The 20,316-nt window shown below is 44.5% G+C and carries 17 protein-coding genes; 10 read left to right on the forward strand and 7 right to left on the reverse strand.

Annotated features, from left to right (window positions below; genetic code table 11):
- Positions 1-13: 13 nt before the first annotated feature.
- On the reverse strand, positions 14-940 hold the full coding sequence (locus tag B9N89_RS21745) for a hypothetical protein (protein ID WP_132322595.1): 927 nt from the start codon (positions 938-940) through the stop codon (positions 14-16).
- 173 nt (positions 941-1,113) lie between these two features.
- Between B9N89_RS21745 and B9N89_RS21750 the strand changes: the two genes are divergently transcribed.
- The 5 genes from B9N89_RS21750 to B9N89_RS21765 all read left to right on the forward strand — a co-directional run bounded on the left by B9N89_RS21750 (position 1,114) and on the right by B9N89_RS21765 (position 8,531).
- Positions 1,114-2,496, forward strand: coding sequence for an ATP-grasp domain-containing protein (locus B9N89_RS21750; protein WP_132322597.1), 1,383 nt, complete (start codon positions 1,114-1,116; stop codon positions 2,494-2,496).
- A 245-nt stretch (positions 2,497-2,741) separates the two neighbouring features.
- Positions 2,742-3,479, forward strand: a complete 738-nt coding sequence (locus B9N89_RS21755; RefSeq protein ID WP_132322599.1) for a sterol desaturase family protein — start codon at positions 2,742-2,744, stop codon at positions 3,477-3,479.
- Between the two features lie 232 nt (positions 3,480-3,711).
- Complete coding sequence (locus B9N89_RS21760) at positions 3,712-6,564, forward strand: C45 family autoproteolytic acyltransferase/hydrolase (protein ID WP_132322601.1); 2,853 nt, start codon at positions 3,712-3,714, stop codon at positions 6,562-6,564.
- Between the two features lie 23 nt (positions 6,565-6,587).
- Positions 6,588-6,716 (forward strand): hypothetical protein, encoded by a 129-nt coding sequence (locus tag B9N89_RS32185; protein ID WP_268808850.1) that lies wholly within the window; start codon positions 6,588-6,590, stop codon positions 6,714-6,716.
- Between the two features lie 366 nt (positions 6,717-7,082).
- Positions 7,083-8,531 carry a DUF1570 domain-containing protein gene (locus B9N89_RS21765; protein ID WP_132322603.1) on the forward strand — a complete coding sequence of 483 codons (1,449 nt, stop codon included), beginning with the start codon at positions 7,083-7,085 and terminating at the stop codon, positions 8,529-8,531.
- A 558-nt stretch (positions 8,532-9,089) separates the two neighbouring features.
- On the opposite strand, the gene B9N89_RS21770 is transcribed toward B9N89_RS21765, so the two are convergent.
- Entirely contained in the window at positions 9,090-10,481 is a 1,392-nt protein-coding gene (locus tag B9N89_RS21770) for an alpha/beta fold hydrolase (RefSeq protein ID WP_132322605.1), read from the reverse strand.
- Between the two features lie 103 nt (positions 10,482-10,584).
- A complete protein-coding gene (locus B9N89_RS32190) occupies positions 10,585-10,893 on the reverse strand; it encodes an ATP-binding protein (RefSeq protein ID WP_132322607.1) in 309 nt (102 codons plus the stop codon).
- A 445-nt stretch (positions 10,894-11,338) separates the two neighbouring features.
- Here B9N89_RS32190 and B9N89_RS21780 point away from each other — a divergent pair, with 445 nt between their 5' ends.
- The 4 genes from B9N89_RS21780 (at position 11,339) to B9N89_RS21795 (ending at position 13,764) form a co-directional block, all read left to right on the forward strand.
- Entirely contained in the window at positions 11,339-12,055 is a 717-nt protein-coding gene (locus tag B9N89_RS21780) for a YHYH protein (RefSeq protein WP_132322609.1), read from the forward strand.
- Positions 12,027-12,482, forward strand: a complete 456-nt coding sequence (locus tag B9N89_RS21785; protein WP_159455546.1) for a toxin-antitoxin system YwqK family antitoxin — start codon at positions 12,027-12,029, stop codon at positions 12,480-12,482. The genes B9N89_RS21780 and B9N89_RS21785 overlap by 29 nt, the downstream gene beginning before the upstream one ends.
- Positions 12,442-13,077, forward strand: coding sequence for an SCO family protein (locus B9N89_RS21790; protein ID WP_159455547.1), 636 nt, complete (start codon positions 12,442-12,444; stop codon positions 13,075-13,077). The genes B9N89_RS21785 and B9N89_RS21790 overlap by 41 nt, the downstream gene beginning before the upstream one ends.
- A 222-nt stretch (positions 13,078-13,299) precedes the next feature.
- Positions 13,300-13,764: a hypothetical protein gene (locus tag B9N89_RS21795; RefSeq protein ID WP_132322615.1), complete on the forward strand. Its 465-nt coding sequence runs from the start codon at positions 13,300-13,302 to the stop codon at positions 13,762-13,764.
- 275 nt (positions 13,765-14,039) lie between these two features.
- On the opposite strand, the gene B9N89_RS21800 is transcribed toward B9N89_RS21795, so the two are convergent.
- The 4 genes from B9N89_RS21800 to B9N89_RS21815 form a co-directional block, all read right to left on the reverse strand.
- Positions 14,040-14,912, reverse strand: a complete 873-nt coding sequence (locus tag B9N89_RS21800; protein ID WP_132322617.1) for a hypothetical protein — start codon at positions 14,910-14,912, stop codon at positions 14,040-14,042.
- Between the two features lie 22 nt (positions 14,913-14,934).
- Positions 14,935-16,758, reverse strand: coding sequence for a helix-turn-helix domain-containing protein (locus tag B9N89_RS21805; protein ID WP_132322619.1), 1,824 nt, complete (start codon positions 16,756-16,758; stop codon positions 14,935-14,937).
- A gap of 294 nt (positions 16,759-17,052) precedes the next feature.
- Positions 17,053-17,208 (reverse strand): spore germination YkwD domain-containing protein, encoded by a 156-nt coding sequence (locus B9N89_RS21810; RefSeq protein WP_143478236.1) that lies wholly within the window; start codon positions 17,206-17,208, stop codon positions 17,053-17,055.
- A gap of 329 nt (positions 17,209-17,537) precedes the next feature.
- Positions 17,538-18,299 (reverse strand): S1 family peptidase, encoded by a 762-nt coding sequence (locus B9N89_RS21815; protein ID WP_132322621.1) that lies wholly within the window; start codon positions 18,297-18,299, stop codon positions 17,538-17,540.
- 619 nt (positions 18,300-18,918) lie between these two features.
- On the opposite strand from B9N89_RS21815, the gene B9N89_RS21820 reads away from it, so the two are divergent.
- A complete protein-coding gene (locus tag B9N89_RS21820) occupies positions 18,919-20,181 on the forward strand; it encodes an FG-GAP repeat domain-containing protein (RefSeq protein WP_132322623.1) in 1,263 nt (420 codons plus the stop codon).
- Positions 20,182-20,316: the final 135 nt, after the last annotated feature.

Consider the following 20,316-nt stretch of genomic DNA (forward strand, 5'->3'; position numbering starts at 1 on the left):
ACGTCCTTCCTTTTTAAGCACTCTTATCCTTCTCACTACCTTTTATGAAGTAACCATTTGGAGAATTAGGATCAACTTGGAATTTTTTATCTAGTGTATAGGTATGTTCGGTTACAATTTTAATCTTTCGAAGGACTCGAAAGGCTTGGATCTTAGCCTCAGGAATGATTCCTGATATGGAGGTGTCACGGAAGGCAAATGGCACGAACTTGCGAAAGGCGCGGTTTGCACAGTAGACCCACTCCTTCCGCTGGGCAGCCCTGGTATAGAACACAGCAGAAAGGCTAACATTGAAATTGTCAGCAGTCACGACACGATGCGGGCAGTTTTGAGGCCAATTGATGTATTCTCCCTCGTTCAGGGCAAACGACTGTGCGAGTTTATCCCAGTCGGACCTAAATGAAACCTCTTCTTCAGATTCTCTACTGAATATGCATTCAAGGTCCTGCTGATTTATGAGGTTTGGATCATTGTTTGGATAGATCCAAATTCTCTTATTGCCTCTAATATGGTAGAGGGTCACCTGATTTGGGTCGACATGATAGTACACCTGAGTGTTTGGCGACGATACGAGCAAGGTTAGAGAGTTTCTAGACGTAGGCACTTGCATTTCAGAAAACATCTTGTCCATCATGTCTCGGTAAACAGGATTCTGCTCTAGGCGTAAGAGGTTCAACCACAACTTGCCATGCTTAATTGCATCAAGGATATCCTTGCCAGGTATGTCGCCTGGAGTACCACTCATCCAATCCGAATTATTTGCAGGATCATCACCCATGGTCGCCATTGGCATACATTCTCTAGGGTGACAATCAAATAACTTGATCAGTGCATCGTCCGTAAATCGACCGCTACTGTGGAGGTTGTGCTTACCTAGTATGATTTCGTTATCTACCTTCTCAGCTTTGTTAAGGTCCCAATCGCTAAGTGGAACTGTCATGTGAGTCTCCAGGAGCAATACATCTTTGTTGATGAGCTTCTCGGAAGCCGAGGAAATAAATAAAGGCTACTGGTCAATAGGGTATAAATTTTACTTGCGTTTCTTTAAGTCTAGCGGTGACTCTCCGATGGACAGAGGGTACAAAGGCGTTCATTATCACAAAGAGAAGGGCTATGACCCGCCGAGGCCGCTATTTCTTGATTCAAGACCCATACCATCCCTATGCGTATGAGTTTATCAAACGTATTAATAAAAAAGATCCGGATCTTCGGCCGTTAGCGTTCTATTCAAATCCGAGACTAAAATTCTACTTTCGCAAATCATACAACCTTAAGAAGTCATTTTCGAACGCAGTCGAATACGATGTGCCTCCAGGTGCTATCGATCAGTTTTTGCAGTATGGGCAGGATAAATACGAAATTGTCGGTATATTACCTTGGAATGAGCAAGTTCTCGATCTCTCCGTATATATCCTCAAGGAACTCAATCTTCCTTGGAATGAACCCAAGACAATCTCTTTGTTTAGAGATAAGTATCGGTTCAAAGATATGCTCTATAGGAGTAACAAGGCGCTGCTCCCCAGCCCCTCAAGGTGCCTACAATCATATAATGACTATTTAAAAGTCAAAGATGAGGTGGCCGACAGGTTCGTCATAAAGCCCAATAATGGATATAGCAATCAATGTATCGGTTTTTTTGATAAGAGCACACCAGATAAGGTAATAGAGAGCTATTTTCAGAGTTCATCAAAGTATTCCGACTTCACCTTGGAAGATTTCTTGGAGGGAGAAGAATTTGCAATCAACGGCCAAGTGGACGAAAAAGGTGACGTTCACATACTGAGCATTTTCCAATACCAAAGAGTTCTGGCCAATGGTCGGAGTAATGTTTATGCCGAAACATGGAATCTACCTGATAAGGACCCAAGGTTTGCGTTGCTCGTAGAGTACGCGAAGCAGGTTATGACAACAAGTAAGCTTGTTAGGTGCCCGTTTCATATGGAAATTATTGATGATGTCCAACTGGGGCCAACCCTGGTGGAAGTTGGGTGCAGAACCGGTGGAGGAATGCTGATAACCGCTACTAATGATGTACATGATAATCGATTAGATGCTTTCGATATAGCAGCTCATTTTTACTTATTTGATACTCCTTACGGAAAAATTGATTTTAATTGGGACTATGGAAATGAAGTTAGTTTCTTGGATCTTGATGGTATTTCCCCGGCATCAGGCTATATCTATCGCTTACGCAATAAGCAAGCTACCGAAAAAAGGGCCGAGTTTGTCCGCTGGACGAGCGAACCGCAAATTGGTCAGAGGGTTTACAAAACAGTAGATCTAGAAACGCTCCCTTGGGCCATGCACTTAAAATCTAAAGAAGGTAAGGAGCATCTTAAACGAGTCGCCGAGTCGATTCGAAGGGAATTTATTATAAATGAACCCCAAAACGCAGTATTGAAGTGGATGACCATCACCAGGGTTTATATAAAAAAACTTTTCGAGAAAGTTCTCTGGTGGGGGCATAGGAGCTTTCAAAAAAGATCGCCGTTTTAGTATTTACAAAGAAACCGATAGTGCTTTACTTTAATATATGATCACAAACCTATTTTTTTGGAATAATAGCAGGCCTTGTATATAGCTGCTGTCCGATGGAGTCTTCACTAGAAGAAAAAACTATGACTCTTTTAAATAAACATCGATCAATGATAAAATCACAAATGATTCAATAGCAATAGGTTCATCCAGTGCAGGAACTACTTCTATATTATGCTTATCTCATTCTCGCCGGAATCCCCTTTTTGATTATTGCGAAGATGCGTCCCTATACAAATATGCCACCAACTAGAGAGTTAGCCTGGGATTGGGTTGCTCTATTGGCAGCTGCAATTTTTACTACCATAGATCAATGGTATCTAACGGCGCCTCTTTTTGATCGACTATCTCATATTGAAAGCTTGAAAATCTATCAAGATTCAGCTTTGCTTCTTCCGAAGCCAGTGGTCTTTATACTATATTTAGTGATTTTAGACTTCTTTAACTATTGGTTCCACCGTTCTGCTCATAGTCGATTCCTTTGGGAAACCCATGCTTGGCATCACTCTTCGAAGTCTATCTACTTCATATCGGGCTTACGAAGCTCATTCTTTCATGTAGTATGGTTTAATATCCCCAATACTCTGGCATTTATTATTTTACCTATCGATAAATTTGCAACGGTATTTTTGGGTTTCCAGATACTTCAAATCTGCAACTTGCACTACACACATTCCAATATTAGGCTACCTTACCAGAAGATTCTGGAGAAAGTGATCGTGACCCCCCGTGTCCACTTGGTCCATCATCTTTCCGACCCCAAGTATACTAACTCAAACTACTGCTTTTTCTTTACTTTTTGGGACCGTTTGTTTGGCACTTATACCGATCCTGATACTGTTGAGGATGGTGTCCCTTTTGGTCTCGATTATGAAGAAAGCAACGTCAACCTCCTTCTTGGCTTGCCTCGTGTCGACCGTTGGTTTAAAAAACCAACGTCGTAGATTCGGTCTCCATTAGTCAAAAATGAGCCCTTTCATACCTCTGGAATTCTAAATTAGCTGCTAGAATTTCAATTAATTCCCCTAGTAATAATCATAAGCTACTAAAATTTTGGTTTTTGTAGAGCTTGATTCAGAAGTGATGAATTTTCTCTAAAGAAGGCTTTGCGCCTAACCGATATGGCACCAAGCACAGGCCCGAAAATTTAACTTAATAGATCTAGTGGAATTCCAAATGAACTTATTGCAAAAGTATGTTTTTGTAGCCCTATTGATGTCAGTACTTTCCGAAAGTCTTACTGCTCAAAATAATTCAGATGACTTATCCCTCCCGGATGATCAATTCGGAGCGCCTCTTTACAACTTGGCAATTCGCAATATCAACTCTTTTTCAGAACTTTGGTATTTTAGTTCCCTAGACGGAATCGAACCGTTGAGTGTTCGTGAAGGGGCAAGCATAGCTTCTGGTGTGAGGCTTGAATACACTGAATCTGGTGTTACAAGGTGTGTGGTTCCATGGGGGGGAGATACCCTACAGCTCGGCTATGTTGAAAACTCCGAGCTAGCTACTTCTAGCGAGGTCTATGAAAACGCTCGGATGATCTCGGCACGTCAGTGTATTGAAACATTTTCTACCTATCAAAACCCAGTGACCCAGGTTTGTATCGACTCAGACCTAGAACTAGTACTGGGGCCGGATGGAGTAGAAGGACATTGTCAATACTCTGAGCCCGCACCGTTGGATTGTGGAAACGTGGCTCATGGTGAGTCTGAAATACGGACAAGGTTCGCACTGGGTACAGTTCCCTTTGGAAATACTTGTCAGTCCCAAGAGCAAACTTCAACTTGCAACAACGGAGTTATGTCTCCCTGGAGCGGCTCATACATCCATACCACTTGTGTGGTCGAACCTAGCCCTGAACCTTCGGATTGTGGAAACGTGAGCCATGGTGAAGTAACAAGGCGCGTTCGGTTTCTAGAAGATCAAGTTGAATTTGGAGGTTCATGTCTTTCTGAGGAGCAAACCTCAACTTGCGACAATGGAGTCATGTCTCCTTGGTCTGGAAGATTTAGCCATGAAAGCTGTGTTGTCTTAGCCGAGCCAACGCTTGCCGACTGTGGGGATCTAAAGCACGGCGAGAGCCAGTCTAGAATACGGTTTTTGTCGGCTACTGTGGAGCAAGGTGAGTCTTGCACTTTGCAAACTCAAACATCAACTTGCAACGATGGTCAGATGTCTGATTGGAGTGGTAGCTACACTTTTGAAGAGTGCAACATTATTCCAAATGATGATACTGAACTCGATATATCTTTAGCAGAAGATGAGAACTCTGAACCATTGTATAACCTCGCCTTTAAGGACATGTTATACCCCAATAGCACGAAATGGTATTTTGCATCTCTCAATGGTAGCGACCCGCTCTCTGTGCGGGATGCAAAAAACTTGGGAGCCGAGATAAGCCTAGAGTACAGGGAAGATGGATCGACTCTATGTACTGCTGTGTTCGGAAACGACTATCTTCAACTAGCTTATGCTCGCAATGACGAAGTCATTAATTTCGATCAGTCTTACTCATCAGCATCTGCATTTACAGCTGAACAATGCCTTGCAACGTTTTCTACAACTAGTAGCACGGTACATCAGAAGTGTTTAGTAAATGGCCAAAACTTGGTGTTAGATAACGATGGTGTAACTGGCCACTGCATCGTGCCGATTGAAACAGAAAAAAATTGCGGTGATCTTGCTCATGGTGAAGAAACATCTCGCATACGCTATTTGAGTGCTACAGTATTACCAGGTGAAAGCTGTGCATCAGAAGAGCAGTTTGCAACTTGCAATAACGGAAGCTTGGATTTCGATGGGACATTTTCATTTTCATCTTGTGATGTAAGTCAAGACGTTAACTCAGCTGTGACAATTGACTACACAGGCACTTACTACGCTGTAACGATCGATTATACGAAAGGCAAGAGCCGGCTCGATATAGGGAGAGAATACGGTGAGAAGATCGCTGCAATCTATCCTGACTATGAGAAAAATATGGACTCCCTTCTTGACGATGTGTTTACTCGCCGTCCCTGGAGCCCTATTTTGGAAAAGGTTCAGAACCTTCGTGCTAATCTAAAGGAAGACTATCGCGACGAGTTAGAGGGGCTAGCCCTAGCCTTCAATGGCGTAGAAAATAACTTGGGTGACGGTAAGCTTTCGCGAGATGAATTGTTCCTGCTGAACTTTTTCACAGATATGACAGAGTCTGGTTGTTCTGCTGTGGCGGCTTTCGGAGACGCAAGTGAAACTGGTGGTACGTTAATAGGTCGCCAGGTGGATTGGCCGGAAGGCGGTAATCGCCCACTCTCGAAAGTACCAGCTGTGGTAACCATGAAACAGGGTGATAAGTCCTTCATGGGGATTACATTTCTAGGCTTTATGGGAGTGATCACAGCGATCTCGGATGACAATGTCTTTGCAAGTTCTATTTATTCTGAGACGGGTCTTACCTATGAATCCGTGGGTCGTAGTTCTTACGGCTTCGACGTCCGACATAGTCTGGAAAACCTCGGTACCGCGGATGAAGTGTCTGCATACTTGGTCGACCCGATTAGAAATTATATATTCGACATCAATATATTTGTAGCAGATCCATTTCATGCCATGACAGTCGAAAGCAATTTAGGCGGTGTGGGAACGAATATCCGCCGAGGCATTCGCTACCACGACTCTGTGCTGCACGGTGGAGAAGTATGGAACTTACCTAATACCTTTGGAGTTGTAGACTCCTTTCTGCTAGAAGGTAATCATAACAATCATTCGAACTCATCTTCGAATAAAAACAGACTCGACTATATGAATCAAGAGCTTAACTCTCGAATCCAAGACGGTGTCATTACAATGGATGACATTCAAGGTATTTCAACGTTCTATACTGGTACTGCACCTTCCCGTACGGATAAAGGCGATATTTATAACGATACAACGATTCAGATCATCTTGTTCGATACAATGAATAGCAAACTTAAAGTGTTTTTTAGATCGTCGAATACTGTAGATCCAGATCCTGAATTTATAGAAATTCCATTTTCCTTCTAAACCTTTGAGATCGGAAGGGAAACGTGAGTAAGGCGGGGTGTTATGACTCAGCCCGCATTGAAGTGCCGGACTATCTGGGTTTAGAAGAGTTTGCTGCCGAAAGGCTCGAAGCGGCAAAGGCTCTTTTGAAGCAGGCTTTGTCGCTCATATAGGCAAGAGAAACAATAGTATTGGTGACGGAAGTGCCAAGATTGGCGCCAAATATAAGGGGTAACAGCAGTTCAAAAAAAAACTGACAAACCTAGCTGAATACCATACTTTTGCATGGATTTGGTCCCAGATGACAGCAGCTGCACACCAATGAGGAATACCAAAAGGGTTATGATCCCCTGGCTCACTTTCATCACCATTGGGCATTCAAGGGTAATCTTATATGGCTAGTGAGGGTTTGGTGTCCCTAGATTCGCTTATGGAGCCCTCTCTAAGGCTGACGAAATTCAACGAAAACTTAGTACAAGAATCCGAGGGAATCTGATAAGACACTCTGTCGTCAGTTCTAAGTGTGCTCGGCCAAAGGAATGGTACGTCGTCTCTTTCATAATTGGGGTCTTCCATTGCTAAAAATACCTGTTCTTACTCTCGCAGTGCTTTTGTCCTCCTGTGTAACAATCAACAATCGAGATGCTCGATGGTATCAGCTTAGCTCAGAAAATTTCATACTCTACACCGATGGTAGTTTGAAACGCGGCGAAACTCTCCTCCAAATGATGGAAGGATACCGCCGAACCATCGAAATTTTCATCAATAAGAAGCTAAGGGACGATTTGCCGCCTCTCAGAATGATCGTGCCAGAATCCTTTCAAAAATATTCGACTCTCGCTCAGAAACGGATGGTAGCTGGCTACTATAGTCGTCATAAAGACGGTCCAATCATAGTCTTTAACCAAATCCACAGCCGGAACATATTTTCGCTGTCTGTTGCTCTTCATGAGTACGTCCATTTTATTCAGTACCAAAAAGGCTACTACTCCATGCCACCTTGGTATCGAGAAGGAATGGCAGAATACCTGGCTAGCGTTGAAGTTTCCAAAGGTGCGATGAAATTTCAGGTTGGGGGAATCCATGAAACTCGCCTGAAAGAGCTATCGTTTACGGGCTGGCTTAGTGCGAAGAAAGTTCTGCTAGGTGAAAAGACGACGACCGATTCTGGGTTTTATCCCCTGAGTTGGCTGCTAACTCATTACTTTGTAAACAAGCATCAAGACTCTCTATCTCAATATCTCGATGATAGGTCTCCTGCCTCGAAAGAAAAGTTCAACCGCCACTTTGGTTTTTCGATTGATGACTTGGATGCTAAGCTTTTCTCCTACTATCGCTCGGGAAAGTTCTCTCAATACGAGGTCGTTCCTAATCTATCTGTAACCAAGATCAGAGTTTCCCCGGTGGAACCTCAGGAGAGAGATTATTTGCTCGTAAAAATAGGTCTTGAAAACGAACGTCTGAGCCAGGAAGATATTGAGCATCTTCTCAAAGACTCCAAACACTACCTCGCAGATCTTACTTTTGCTGAGTTCTACTTTAAGAACGATCAGAGCAGCAAAGCTCTAGCACACTTACAAAAGATCATTAAAAAGCATCCCGAGGATTACAGAATCCAACTTTTGATGGGCAAAGTGCTGCTTCAGCAATTCCTGACTACCGATCAAAAAGATGCGGCACTCGCGGAAAAAGCAACCTATCACCTGCACCAGGCAAATAAGCTAAACCAAGATAATGCCGAAATATTTGCAGAATTCGCAAAGGCTGGTTTACTTAGCAAAAAGTTAAGCGCGACATCGGCTTTGGAAGCTTTGCAGACTGCGATTGTTTTGACGCCTTACGTAGAAAGCTACTATCTTTCAGAAGCTAGGTTGCTCAGTGTCACTGGTGCGAAAGAGGAGGCAAAGGCAGTTTTACGTAAGTTAGTCGAAAACTCTAAAGATCAGGATGTGGTAGACGAGGCATCGGACTTACTCTTGCGACTATAAGGTAAAGCGACATACACGATAGTTAAGAGTTGTTCCAATTGCCTACGCTTTCAAGGGGCGCGGCAATTGAGTTTCTTTACGAGCACTTCAGGCTTTCAATCTAGTAATCAGCATAAACCAATCAAATACAGCAAAGCTTATCGCAGATCCAAAAACTGAAAAACCAGACTCGTTCGAAGAGTTACAGCAAGCTGTGTCGGGTTCGATCCCAAACCAGCAGCTAGCTGAATATGAGGCACCAATAGCAAGCGGCAAGCTGCCGCTACTGTTTAATGGGAGAACATACCTTCTCTATAAAAGTCCCATTCCACAGAAGCCTACTAGGAGGAGATGGAGCTTGTAGCTAAGAGCATGATTGCAATTTTTTTCATAAGGATCGATCCTCTAAAATTTGATTCTTGCTATCATATTTTCCTAGCTCTAAGTAGTTAATATTTTTTAGAAGACCTGTGGTTTTCTTCTGGCATGGCCATAACTTACAGATAATATTTGGTCATTTCTCATAAGGTTGGCTCCAGTCTAAACCAAATGGTCCACTTCAGATATCACCCGATTGAACTAAAAAACTTTGCCAATGGAAAACTCTAGCTTTTGGAGTTCTATTTTAAGAGCAGAGGCGCTTTCATAGTAGTACCCGAAGCAAGAGCCATTGTCTCTCAATGTAAATTTATCTCTTGGGTCCTCGCCAGAAAAAATATTTTCCCATACTTGATCGCTACAATCATCTAATTGGATCGCCAGCGGATTATGTCCAGCACCTTCTACATTGATAAAGTATTTTTGAGAAAGCTCTACTTGATTCTCAAAGTGATAGCGAGCACCTTCCTGAGGAGTATTGGGATCATTTTCTCCTTGAACATAGTAGGTTGGTATATCAATCATCACAAAATTAGAGGAATCGAAGGGGTTGCTCAAATCCATAGAGTTACATCGGCCGACTGCCTGTTCTAGCGTCACGCCGTCTTCCAAATAGTCAACCAGGTCATATACTTCAAACCTTCCCGACGTTAGGTAGTTGATGTATCGCGTGTTTTCGAATACTTCTTGGCATCCAACAAGGTTGTAGAAACGTCTTTCTCCTAAGATGGCTGGCTCATCTTTGAGAACTCGATCAAGTGTTTCTTTCACCTTGCCAATATTATATCTCTCTGGGTCTGCAGCTGCCCTAAGGAAACTTTTTCCTGACTCGCCGCCAACCGATAGAAGAGTCTGAATGATCTGATTCCATTGCGAGACATTGTAGCCGAAAGGCAAATTGTTACTGTCGGAAAAAGCTATATCGAGTCCTGATACCCTTTGTAGATTACGATCCCATTGTTTCTTGAATTCTTGTTGATAACTATCCCCACGCATAGCTTGACCTACAATACCCTCTAGCACAATGGCTTGTGGTAAATTGATATCATCGATGTCCTTGATCAAGTGACCGAAGTGAGTTCCTACAACAGTCCCGTAGGAGACTCCATAGAACGCGTAGGAATCTAGGTTTAGCTGTCTAATGATCTCGATGATATCTCTAGTATGCTGGTCTGTATTGATAAACTTATCTGAAATGACGTTCTTTGGTTGGTAGTTGCAACCCAGGCCACGTGGGTCGATCAATATGTGATTGTATTGAGTTGAGTAGCTATCTCCATCGACTCCCATGAGTCCCTGACCAGGACCTCCAGGCACGTGAATGATTGTCTGGTGTTGCGGGTCGTTGACGACTCTCTGATAGCGATAGTTGAAGTACCTACTCGTTTCATCATGGTGGTCAGCAAGAACACGGATTGTTTCAGTTCCTGAATTTTCACAGCCATCTTTTGGTCGCTCGATTTTTTCGCCGGTGTTCGACCCTAATCTAAATCCTGGACCCTCTAGAGTCGGAACGGTATTGGGCTTCTTTGAAGAGCTTTCCCGACAGGATACCATGCTTATCAGGCAGAGGGAGAAAATTATCTTATTCATAATAAAAACCTATAGTTATGGTAATGAAGGAGACCGAGTTGTAGTTGCACTTCAGTAGGACGAGATCCTATGCGAGTTATTGCATATTTTCTTGAGGCCTGACCTAACCGCCAAGATCCTTGAGGTATGAGGCTACCGCGATTTTTAGAATGAAATTAAAGCACTGTTTGGATTGGTCACGACTGCCGCATCCCCCGCAGCCGTTAAGATTTCTTGTGATCATTTGACGAACGACGATGAGATCGAATTTGCAGTGACGAGCGGCGAGAAGCTTTGAGATGTATAAGTCCAAGCCGATTCCATCAAACTTGCGAGTTGTACTCGTGCCGGCCTGCATAATTAATTGAAAGACATCTTCGATCTTATCTTCTGGAATACCAATTCCAGAGTCTTTTACAGTGAATTCGAGAATTCGTTAGTGATTTTATACGATCTGCTTTTAATTTGAATTTTTACGGGAGGGGTAAGCAACGATCGCAGCTACCTCACCTGTCGAAAGCCTATTCGCATATCGCTTTGCTCCACTGCGGAGGGCTAAAACTTCATCAGCACCATGTGAGTAGTCTGGAACCAGAATGAAGCGACTGTCGATTCCATGGAGCACTTTTTGAGAGAAACTGGTTTAGAAAGATCGAACAGAAAACAACTTTGTACATAAAAAGATGTAAGCGCAAAAATTAGGCAGTAGATCAATTTCATAAGAAACCTCCTCCATCGAATCTCATCGTCAATACTCTAAAATTCATGACTAGTAAAAAATCGCGGCGCGAATTTACTAAGTTTTAGCCACTTAATCCCCTATTTTGGGTTAAGTTCCGGGAGCTACACGTTTTCGATAATTGTTAATAGGAGAGAATATGAAGGCCTCGGGATTGCAAACAGGATTGATCATGATCATTTTCACAAGCCTGCCGGTTTTAAGCCAAGCACAAACTACGTTTCCGATTCAAAGCTTTAGAGAGCATGTCCAAGTCATCCAGGACGGAGAGCAAGTTACGCTATTATCGGATGGGGTCCCCGATCATAAGAGCCCTTACTTTTCTAGAAGGGACAGTCGCTTCGAAGTATATAACGGGAGCAATCCCAACTTCCGGCAGAATCCCAATAGCATTCGGGAGCAGGATTTCACTATGGTGATTCCGAGCAGGCCGAAAAAAGCCATGGTGCATCAAAGAACATCTCTTGGCCCAATTGGAATGGCTCTTAATGGAGTTGCCTTATTTAACCAGTTTGCAGGACCAAACGATCGCCCTCTCACCGATGAGATCGATAGCTTCGATCAGTACAATGGCCATCCCGAGAGGCGAGGGATGTACCACTACCACGTGGAGCCATTAGCTTTAACCCAAGGAGCTCGTAATCGCTTGATCGGTTATCTTCTCGATGGCTTCCCAGTTTATGGTCCTATGGAGAACGGGCGTTTGGTAGCTAGTGACGATCTGGATGAATTTCACGGTCACATCCATGCTACTAAAGAGTATCCAGAAGGGATTTTTCATTATCATGTGACTGCTGATGCGCCTTACATTAACGGAGGAGAATTCTATGGGGAACCGGGCACTCTCATTCGTTAGTTGGTTGGCCTTGAGTACAAATCTTCTGGGAGCTGTTAACGGGGCAAAGCAGACCCGCAATGGCTACTATCTACAGCCTCCCTTGCAGCTAAGAGAGGCGAGAGAAGTAAGAACCAAATTCTACCCTTCGGGAGAAATCTACGAATGGTCGGTTCTTCAGAAAGGGCAAGTATTGAAGCGACGGCTCTACTGGGAAAACGGTCAGATCATGGCCGCGTTTCAATATAGCAATGGCTTGAAACATGGTTTGCAGAGGGAGTGGTATGACAATGGTAAACTATCTGGGCAAAGTGAGTTCGCTCTGGGAAAAGAAGTGGGCTGGCATAAGCAATGGGACGAGGCAGGCAACCTTTACGTTAACTATTTGGTTCGTAACGGGCGGGCGTTTGGTCTTCAGAATACTCGGCAATGCAGTACCAAGCTTTAGCCTGGGAGGGCTTATTCTAGGTACAGGTATCTGTCTCGGGCAAACGTCAGACCTCCCGTACTATATGCACAAGAGCTTTTCTCCAAGCTGGGAGGATAGGGGAGCACGGAGCCTTACATTTACCGGGCTACAAAATCAGTTAGGGCAACAAATTTCGAGTAGAGATTGGCAGGGGAAAATTACAGTTCTCAACTTTTTCTTTACTGGTTGTCCTGGGCTTTGTGATTTGCTGATGAAGCAGATGGCCAAGTTGCGAAAGGAGCTGCCAGAAGAGGTTCGTTTGGTATCAATGAGTGTAGACCCAGAGACTGATCGACCGAAGGTCTTGCGTAGCTATCAAGAACGCTATCCACGGAACTCCTACGAATGGCATTTGGTCACGGGGAAAAAGTCGGTGATCTATAATCTCGCTCGGGCCTATTTCTTTGCGGAAAACACCTTAAAAAGTGATGAGGCTATTCTCCACAATGAAATGTTCTATCTTTTGGATCACAAGCTCCGAATCCGTGGTATATATAATGGCACGCTTCCGCGATCTAGAAAGGATATTCAATCCGACGTGAGGAGTTTGTTATCTAGTAATAGAGCAAATTAAAAATTTGAGAACCTTCTATTGAAATAAGTGTCAAATAGAAGGCTTTGTTCTTTAAAGAACGGCTTAATACCCCTAAAAATACCTATCTTTTTCTCTCATACCGATTCTGACCCTAAAGTCAAAAATCTGTCGGTTTACTGGCTGGTCAATCCTTGTACTTTCGATGCGAAGAGACTATAGACTGGAACCCGCGGATTCGAACTTTTATATGAGGAGTAAACAATGAAGTTCTTTTTAGCAGCAGCAGCGATGCTTTTTGCTACACAGTCTCAAGCTCGATACATCGGCCCACTACTTGTAAAGTCAAGTGACGCTGGCTACGTATTTTCTCCCGAACACTACAGCAGTGAAACTTGCGAGTTCTACTTCGATAGAGTTGTTGTGAAAACTGTAGACGGCTATGATGCTAACGAAACCGTTCACAAGCTCGATAACTGGGGAGAAATTTCTCAGCTTATCACTAAGGCTGCTACGGAAGAAGTTGTTGAGAGTGAATTTGCTCTTTGTGATGCTCCTGGAACATTCGCAAATGCATACCAAATTCAGCCCAACGATTCTGTTAAAGAATTAACGCTGTTTAGCTCTAGCGGATGCAAGCCGGCGTTGACTCGTATCGGGCCTGCTACGGAAAGGCTTCTTGAAATCGTTGCGGACTACTGTCCTACAACTCACAGGTACGGCAACTAAGTGACGAAAGAGTTGGGTTTGTCCCAACTCCGCTTTGCTTTTTTTAAAGTGTTGAAGATCGCCAGATGCCTTTTAGCTTGTAACCTGTTGAGTTTTCTCCAGTGTATCTTCCAGAAAATGACGTTTCAGACTGATAATCCACTTCCATCCAGCCTTCAAAATCACTACTTGATATAGCCTGTGCTTTTGGCCAAAGCTGGCCGGCTTATGGCAATAGCTTTGGAGCCGGTATCACCGGCTTCTTGCAGTAGCTCTGGGATTGCTAGCACAAAGGACTAGAGGCTATTCCAAACTCCGATTCTCTTTGTTTCAACACCGGGACCCGCAGGTCCATCGCCGTAGAAACCAGAGAATTCTTGGAAGTCGTTTTTGAATGTAAAATCCAGCCAGCCCGATGAGCCGCCTAAATTCCAGTAGGCCGTCACCCGATTGCGATTCCACGTGAGCTTGCTAAGGCGGCCGTAGTTAGAATCTCCGGGAGCACAGTCATTGTAACGCTTATCCTGGCTGTTGTTGCCATTCCAGCAGAAATAACTCGGCTGGTTCTGTTTACTACAGTCCTTTGTATCGGTGCACTTTGTCACAGTCACCAACGTAGGGTAGAAATTACCGTTGCGCTCAAAGAATGCTCGAAAGCTGCGCTTTGGCTTGGTATTAAATTTAGGATCTTTCGCGCCAATAAAGCCAATAGGCTCATTGCCAATAGCCTGGCGAAAATCTTGGGCAACTAACATCGCCTGGCTGCGCGTTTGGGGATCGAAGTAGAGACGATCCACCTCGTCTTTCACTTTTCTAGGATCGATATTTAAATTACGGTGTTTGACGACACAAGAGGGCTTGTCCAGTGACCCCATACAAGTTGCTGAAGCAGCTGGCGTATTGGGTGTGCTATTTTTCGTAGACAAAGCAATCTGGCCGTTAGGCAAGACTTCATCAAGCTCAAGAACGAAGCTCTGCTTATTGCCCGTGAGTGCAGTTGGTAAGGAATACTGAAGAGTGCCCGTATCTTTACTAGCGGCAAAGTCTTCCAAAATAAAGCGAGCTAAAGGCTCTTTATCTTGACTGGTAGGGCTGTAATAATCAGCTCCCAAGCTGAACGTGCTGCTTAAGGCAGTGGCGATAGCCAGACTTTTGTTAAAGATGTTCATCGTTACGCTTCCTTTTTTATTGTTACGGGGCAGATTGCTCCGCCGTTGCTTTCATATATCGCGTATTGCGACCACGACCGATACGCTGCACCAAGCCTTGGCTTGAAAGAGATGACAAATCCCGAGACAGAGTCACCTTCGACACGGATTCAAACATGTCCAAACATGTTTTCAAGTCGATAGAGTCATTCCGGCCCAGATAACGCATAATTTTAAGCTGACGATGGTTGATAGAATCGGAGATCGCCACATCGTCTTGGCTATCGTCTGCCTCTTGTTGCACCTCCTCGATGGCGTTCACATGAACGCGAAGTTGCACTCCTGAAGCCAGATCATAGCCGCTAGCCGTAGTTACGAGCCATTCTTGATAATCACCCAATGCCTGGCGAATTCTAGTCATCAGACTGTAGATCAAATGATCATGACGCATGGGATGATAGGTATAACCCCAAATGGTTTCGATCAGTTCCCGTTTACTCGAACGGCCGTTAGCAATCAAGCGCAAAACCTCAAGCATGTTGCCTGAAAACGTTTGTGGAAACCAACGAACCTCTCCGGAATCGTAGATCATCACGCTGGAAGGCTGCAAATTAAGAATCATGAGCTTTTTAGTCCGGGGCAGATCCAGCACGTCAGCAATCAGGCTAAAGAGTTCGCTAGTGATGATGGCTTCAACCTTTTCTCCGAAAGTCAGATCCCCAGTAAGAATGTCGTCAATTCGATCCCCTAGCAAGTCATTACCGCGACGGGCTTGGTCTGAGCCTGATTTTTTGCCTCGATTCAGAATCCTTGTGCTCCAGCCCGAGCCAGTTTTTTCTGTAAGCACTTGGATACGAGTGAGAAGTTGGGCTGCTCCTTCCTCATCTTGTTTCGCAAGGCAGGCTTTCGCATGAAGGCCCAGCGAGGCTAGCAAGTAGCTAAGATCGATCGTCTCGTCTATAATCGCCCGTCCCTGCATCAGCCTTTCGATACAGCGATCGTAGTTGCCCTGCAGAAAAAGATTTTGAGCCTGCCTTTGATAGAGCAGGGCCTCATGACGCCGATGGCCCGTTTTCAGAGTGATCTGGCTTAGCTCTTGGAGCGCCTTCTCTGATTCCTTGAGGCGCCCTTGCAAGCTATACTGCCGCGCTAGTTCCGTGAGCAAGAAGCTCACGCTGTGGGTGTTATTTTTAAGCTTGGTTTCTTTGACAAGCTCCTTGAGCGAATGCATCCCCTCATCACGATAGACGCCATACTGAGCCTGATAACCATTGATAGCCAAGTAGCATATGGAAGCGTTGGCGCAATCTCCCAATTTTTTAAAGTAGTCGTGGGCACGCTCCAGTTCCGCTAAGCCCTTACTCACTTCACCAACCGCAACGTGAGCGTGGCCAAGAAGATCCAGAGCCAGCGTGCGGCCATAAAAAAACTGGGCGCTCAGAGCAGCCAGATAAGCTTGCTTAGCCAGATCTCGCGCCTCTTGGAAGCTGTGTGTGAACCAGCGGTGCACAGCAAGCCCCTGATAAATATAGAACTGAGCCAAATAGCTGGCATCGTCAAGGTGATCGTGATTTTCTTGGAACAGGCCATGGCCCTGGTTGTAGTCTGATTGACGGATGTAGCCAAGGCCCATGAAGAACCGGCAGGCGATCTGCTCGTCGCGGCTTAGATTGCTAGCATGCAGCTGATATAGGGCAACAGCTTCGTCAATCCGCCCCAAATAAGCCAGTGACGACGTCACTTCTGTTGTATCCTCTGCTGGCCAAGAGTAATCGGGATTTTCCACAGTAGCCTGCAAAATGCTCTGGTGCTGCCCCCTAGCAAATAGATCTCTCAAACTGTCGGATGCTTCCTGCGTCGATTGCAATGTCTCTTACCTTCCTGAACTGTAGACAGACTTTGAGGGGCTCATTCAATACCCCATACAGCCATAATAGACAAGCTGGGAGCTTTGGAGAACGGATATTGTATCGAAGCTTTTGATGCGAATTGATGTGAAATGATTCCCCCTACGCTCGTACAAAGGGGGTAAAATACAGGAATCAATCAGCAAAGTGGAGGTGCTATAAGGGCATGCTCCTATGGATGGAATGTGTCCATTTTGGCTTATATAAAAATGGTGTCTCGACATGTTCGTGCCGTTGTCAGGTGACAAAGCAGATCAGAATGAGAATAGCTGCGTCGCATAGTGGGCTCCACCATCGGAAACCACACCAGCCCCGACCAGGCTATACTCACCGAGCATGTTGCGCCGATGAGTCAAAATTGCGTCATGGTTACCCTTAAGGAACAGCTCAGTGAAATCTTCTGGTGTCATGGTTGCCTTCAAAATAAATCCAGACTCATTACCTAAAATCAGGCAGTTAAATATGTTTCAGTGCCCATCACTTAGGGTGAAACTCTGCCAATTTCCACAGGGTAAGTAAGAAGTAGGAGCTTTGGAAGTGTAATGACATGGGGTTATCCGATGCGAATTGATGCAATTCTGAGTTCGTAGTCCGTACAAGACCCAAGTATGCAGAAGCTTAGTTTTCAACTTTGGCTCACAATGTCAGGTTGCAGGGCGATCTCGTGCATGAGTATACGATACGATCGAAGACCGAACCCACGAAGAGTTCGGTAAGGTCTTACCTGTTATGTGCGCACTTACGAATTATCCGCAATCCAATCTAAGTGAAATGGAACACTGGTGTAAACACCGCTGCCTTGATCGCATTGTCCGGGGCCATAACTTGTGACGCCTATTAATCGAACGGAATTGCCGTTGCTAATGTACATCGGGCCGCCACTGTCGCCGCGACAAGAGCTGTTTGTGCCATTGTTTGGGGTATCAAAGGTAATGAGGTCGCCCGTGATGTCACTGATGCTTGTTTGAGTCTGACGTAAGCGGTTGCCATCGTTTTGGATTGGTGACTTGAAGATCCACCAGCCGCTGTAACCGAGCAATCCATAGCCAGCTAGGGTTACAGTGTCACCTTCCTGATATTCATTGGCCGTGGCAATCGCCACAGGTTCCATGAAACTAGGTGCATCCTCATCGAGTAAGATCATTCCGATGTCACTACCCACTTGGACGCGACCAATCGATCCTGCATCAAAGTCTGGGTGAGCGACTGTTTGGCCTGTGATTTCATCCACTGGGGTGCCGTCTACACCAAGGCCGAAGCTGACGGTTGCACGGCTTGTGCCTTCTACACAGTGAGCAGCTGTTAAAACTAGATCTTCATCGACTAGAACGCCAGTGCAGTAAGGGCGCCCACTTTGTGTAAGAGCTACAGTATGCAGTGCAACTGCAGTTCCTGACTCCGTGATCGAACCATTGACGATTTTTGACGAAGATTTTTGTTCTTCCACCTGACCGCATCCAACGAGAGCAAGCGCTCCCAAAAACATCCAATGTTTCTTCAAAATTTCTTTCCTCCGTTTAGAACTCTTGACTGTCTGGCCAGTTGATCAATAAATCAGTGAATCGTCAATTTATATATTTTATAAAATAGTGAAATATTCGGCGTGACAAAGAGTAAGTATGAAGATGATTTTATATGAATAAATATTGTAATGAATGTGTTTAAAATCTTGGTCGTTATTAGTCCAATCGGCACAGTGATCGCAAATTGCTAGGTGAGGTCGCCGTTTCGAGGGAACATAGTTGGTCTGACAGGTAAAGACAACCAGGAGTGAGGAAGTTGCTTATCGGGAATAGGTTGACCACGAGCGACAATGTATTGTGTTTATCAAGGCAAATCAGATGATGGTCTTTAAAATGTCAACAGCACCTGGTTTTCGATTTAGTAAAGATGAATACAAAGCTGCGAGAATAGAAAAAGTTTTGCTGTAGTACGAGCGCTCGATAGAATTTAATCTACCTAGACTGCGTTTAAGATATCTCTGATTTACTTGCCACTAGATGTGAAGCTCCCGTCACATACTTAAAAAAACTAAATTTACATTCGCTGTGAAAAAGCTCAGTTGAGAGACCAGAAAAAGCGAAGAATCAAATCCTAATCAGTTCATCGAGGAGTTTCATATGAAAAGACCTATAGGTGCTCTATTGCTGAATCTCGCAATAGCAACAAGTATTCATGGACAAACCCACAGCAATTTCGAAAAGATCGTGATTGATGAATCGCCGGACAAGCCCGCATTTATCAGTCTTCATGATTTAGATAGCGATGGTAGCAAAGAAATCATTGTCTCAATGTTTGGTAATTCACCTGCTGGCTCTGGATCGATCTATATTTATAGTCGAGACCCCGAAAATTCTGAAGCATGGGTCAAACGTAAACTAGAAGGTTCGGATACCCGCTTTCCAAATAGTGTAACCGTAGCTGATGTAAATAGCGACGGTAGGCTAGATATCATTGCACCTGGCGGTTTCCTGGCCTGCACGTTTCCATTTGGAAATTGTGGGAGCATGCAATGGTTTGAACAAAAGCAAGATGGGAATTTCGTCAAACACGGTCTCCTAAGTGGCAAGAAACGTTTCTATCACCATGTGGAATACGTTGATTTTAATGGCGATGGCTTGAAAGACCTTGTCGCAGTGGGTGAGGAAAAGAGTGCCTTTGGTGATGGCAGCTCGGAGGTTCACCTCTTTCCTGGTGTTGATTCTAATGATCGATTTGGGAGTCAGTACTCGGTTATTGCAAAGGGGCTAGGCAGCTATCCCAGTGTACGGGACCTCGATCAGGATGGTGACTGGGAAATTTTTAGCTCCGAGTACTTTGGTAGTTCAGGCTCATTTGCTTGGCTCGATCAAGGTACTGACGGGCAGTGGAATCGCTACTATATTGACAACTCGGTTGGCAAAACCATTCAGCTAAAGTTTTATGATAATCTGTTGGGCGAAGGCAAAAAGTGGGCGATTGGTGCCAATCACACCAACACCCAGGATGATCGTCGGGCTCCAGAATCCGCCGTTTACCTATATGAGCTTCCAGATTTTAGTAGTGACTCTTTCAATCCCAACCAGTCTTGGAGCAAGACGAAAATCTCTGAAGGAATTGTTAGTAGAAAATCGCCGTTTGGTGGACCACAAGGAGCCCCTGGTGTATTTGATATCGGCGATGTTGATGGTGATGGGGATGCTGATATTATCGTGAGTGGTGATGGCGATCCAAGACTGTTTTGGCTAAAGCAAACCAATGGTAGGTTCAGTACCGAAGTTTTGGATACTGAGATTCCTCAGGGTGGTGTGGCAGTTGGTGATCTTGATCGTGATGGCTCGCCAGAAATCGTCGCCTCCAGTTACGAAAATAACAAACTCTATCTCTATCGTTTCAAAAAATAGTATTTAGGTTCGCCTCACTAAAGAACGGTTCTCGCTTCTGAAGAACCGTTTTCGACGCTATAGCTCTTATTGAAAAGCTCTGATATGGTTTCCTCAACTTAAATCCAATTTTTGTTTTTCCAACTTATTCTATGG

The organism is Pseudobacteriovorax antillogorgiicola (assembly GCF_900177345.1).
GTDB classification, from domain to species: Bacteria; Bdellovibrionota_B; Oligoflexia; order Oligoflexales; family Oligoflexaceae; genus Pseudobacteriovorax; species Pseudobacteriovorax antillogorgiicola.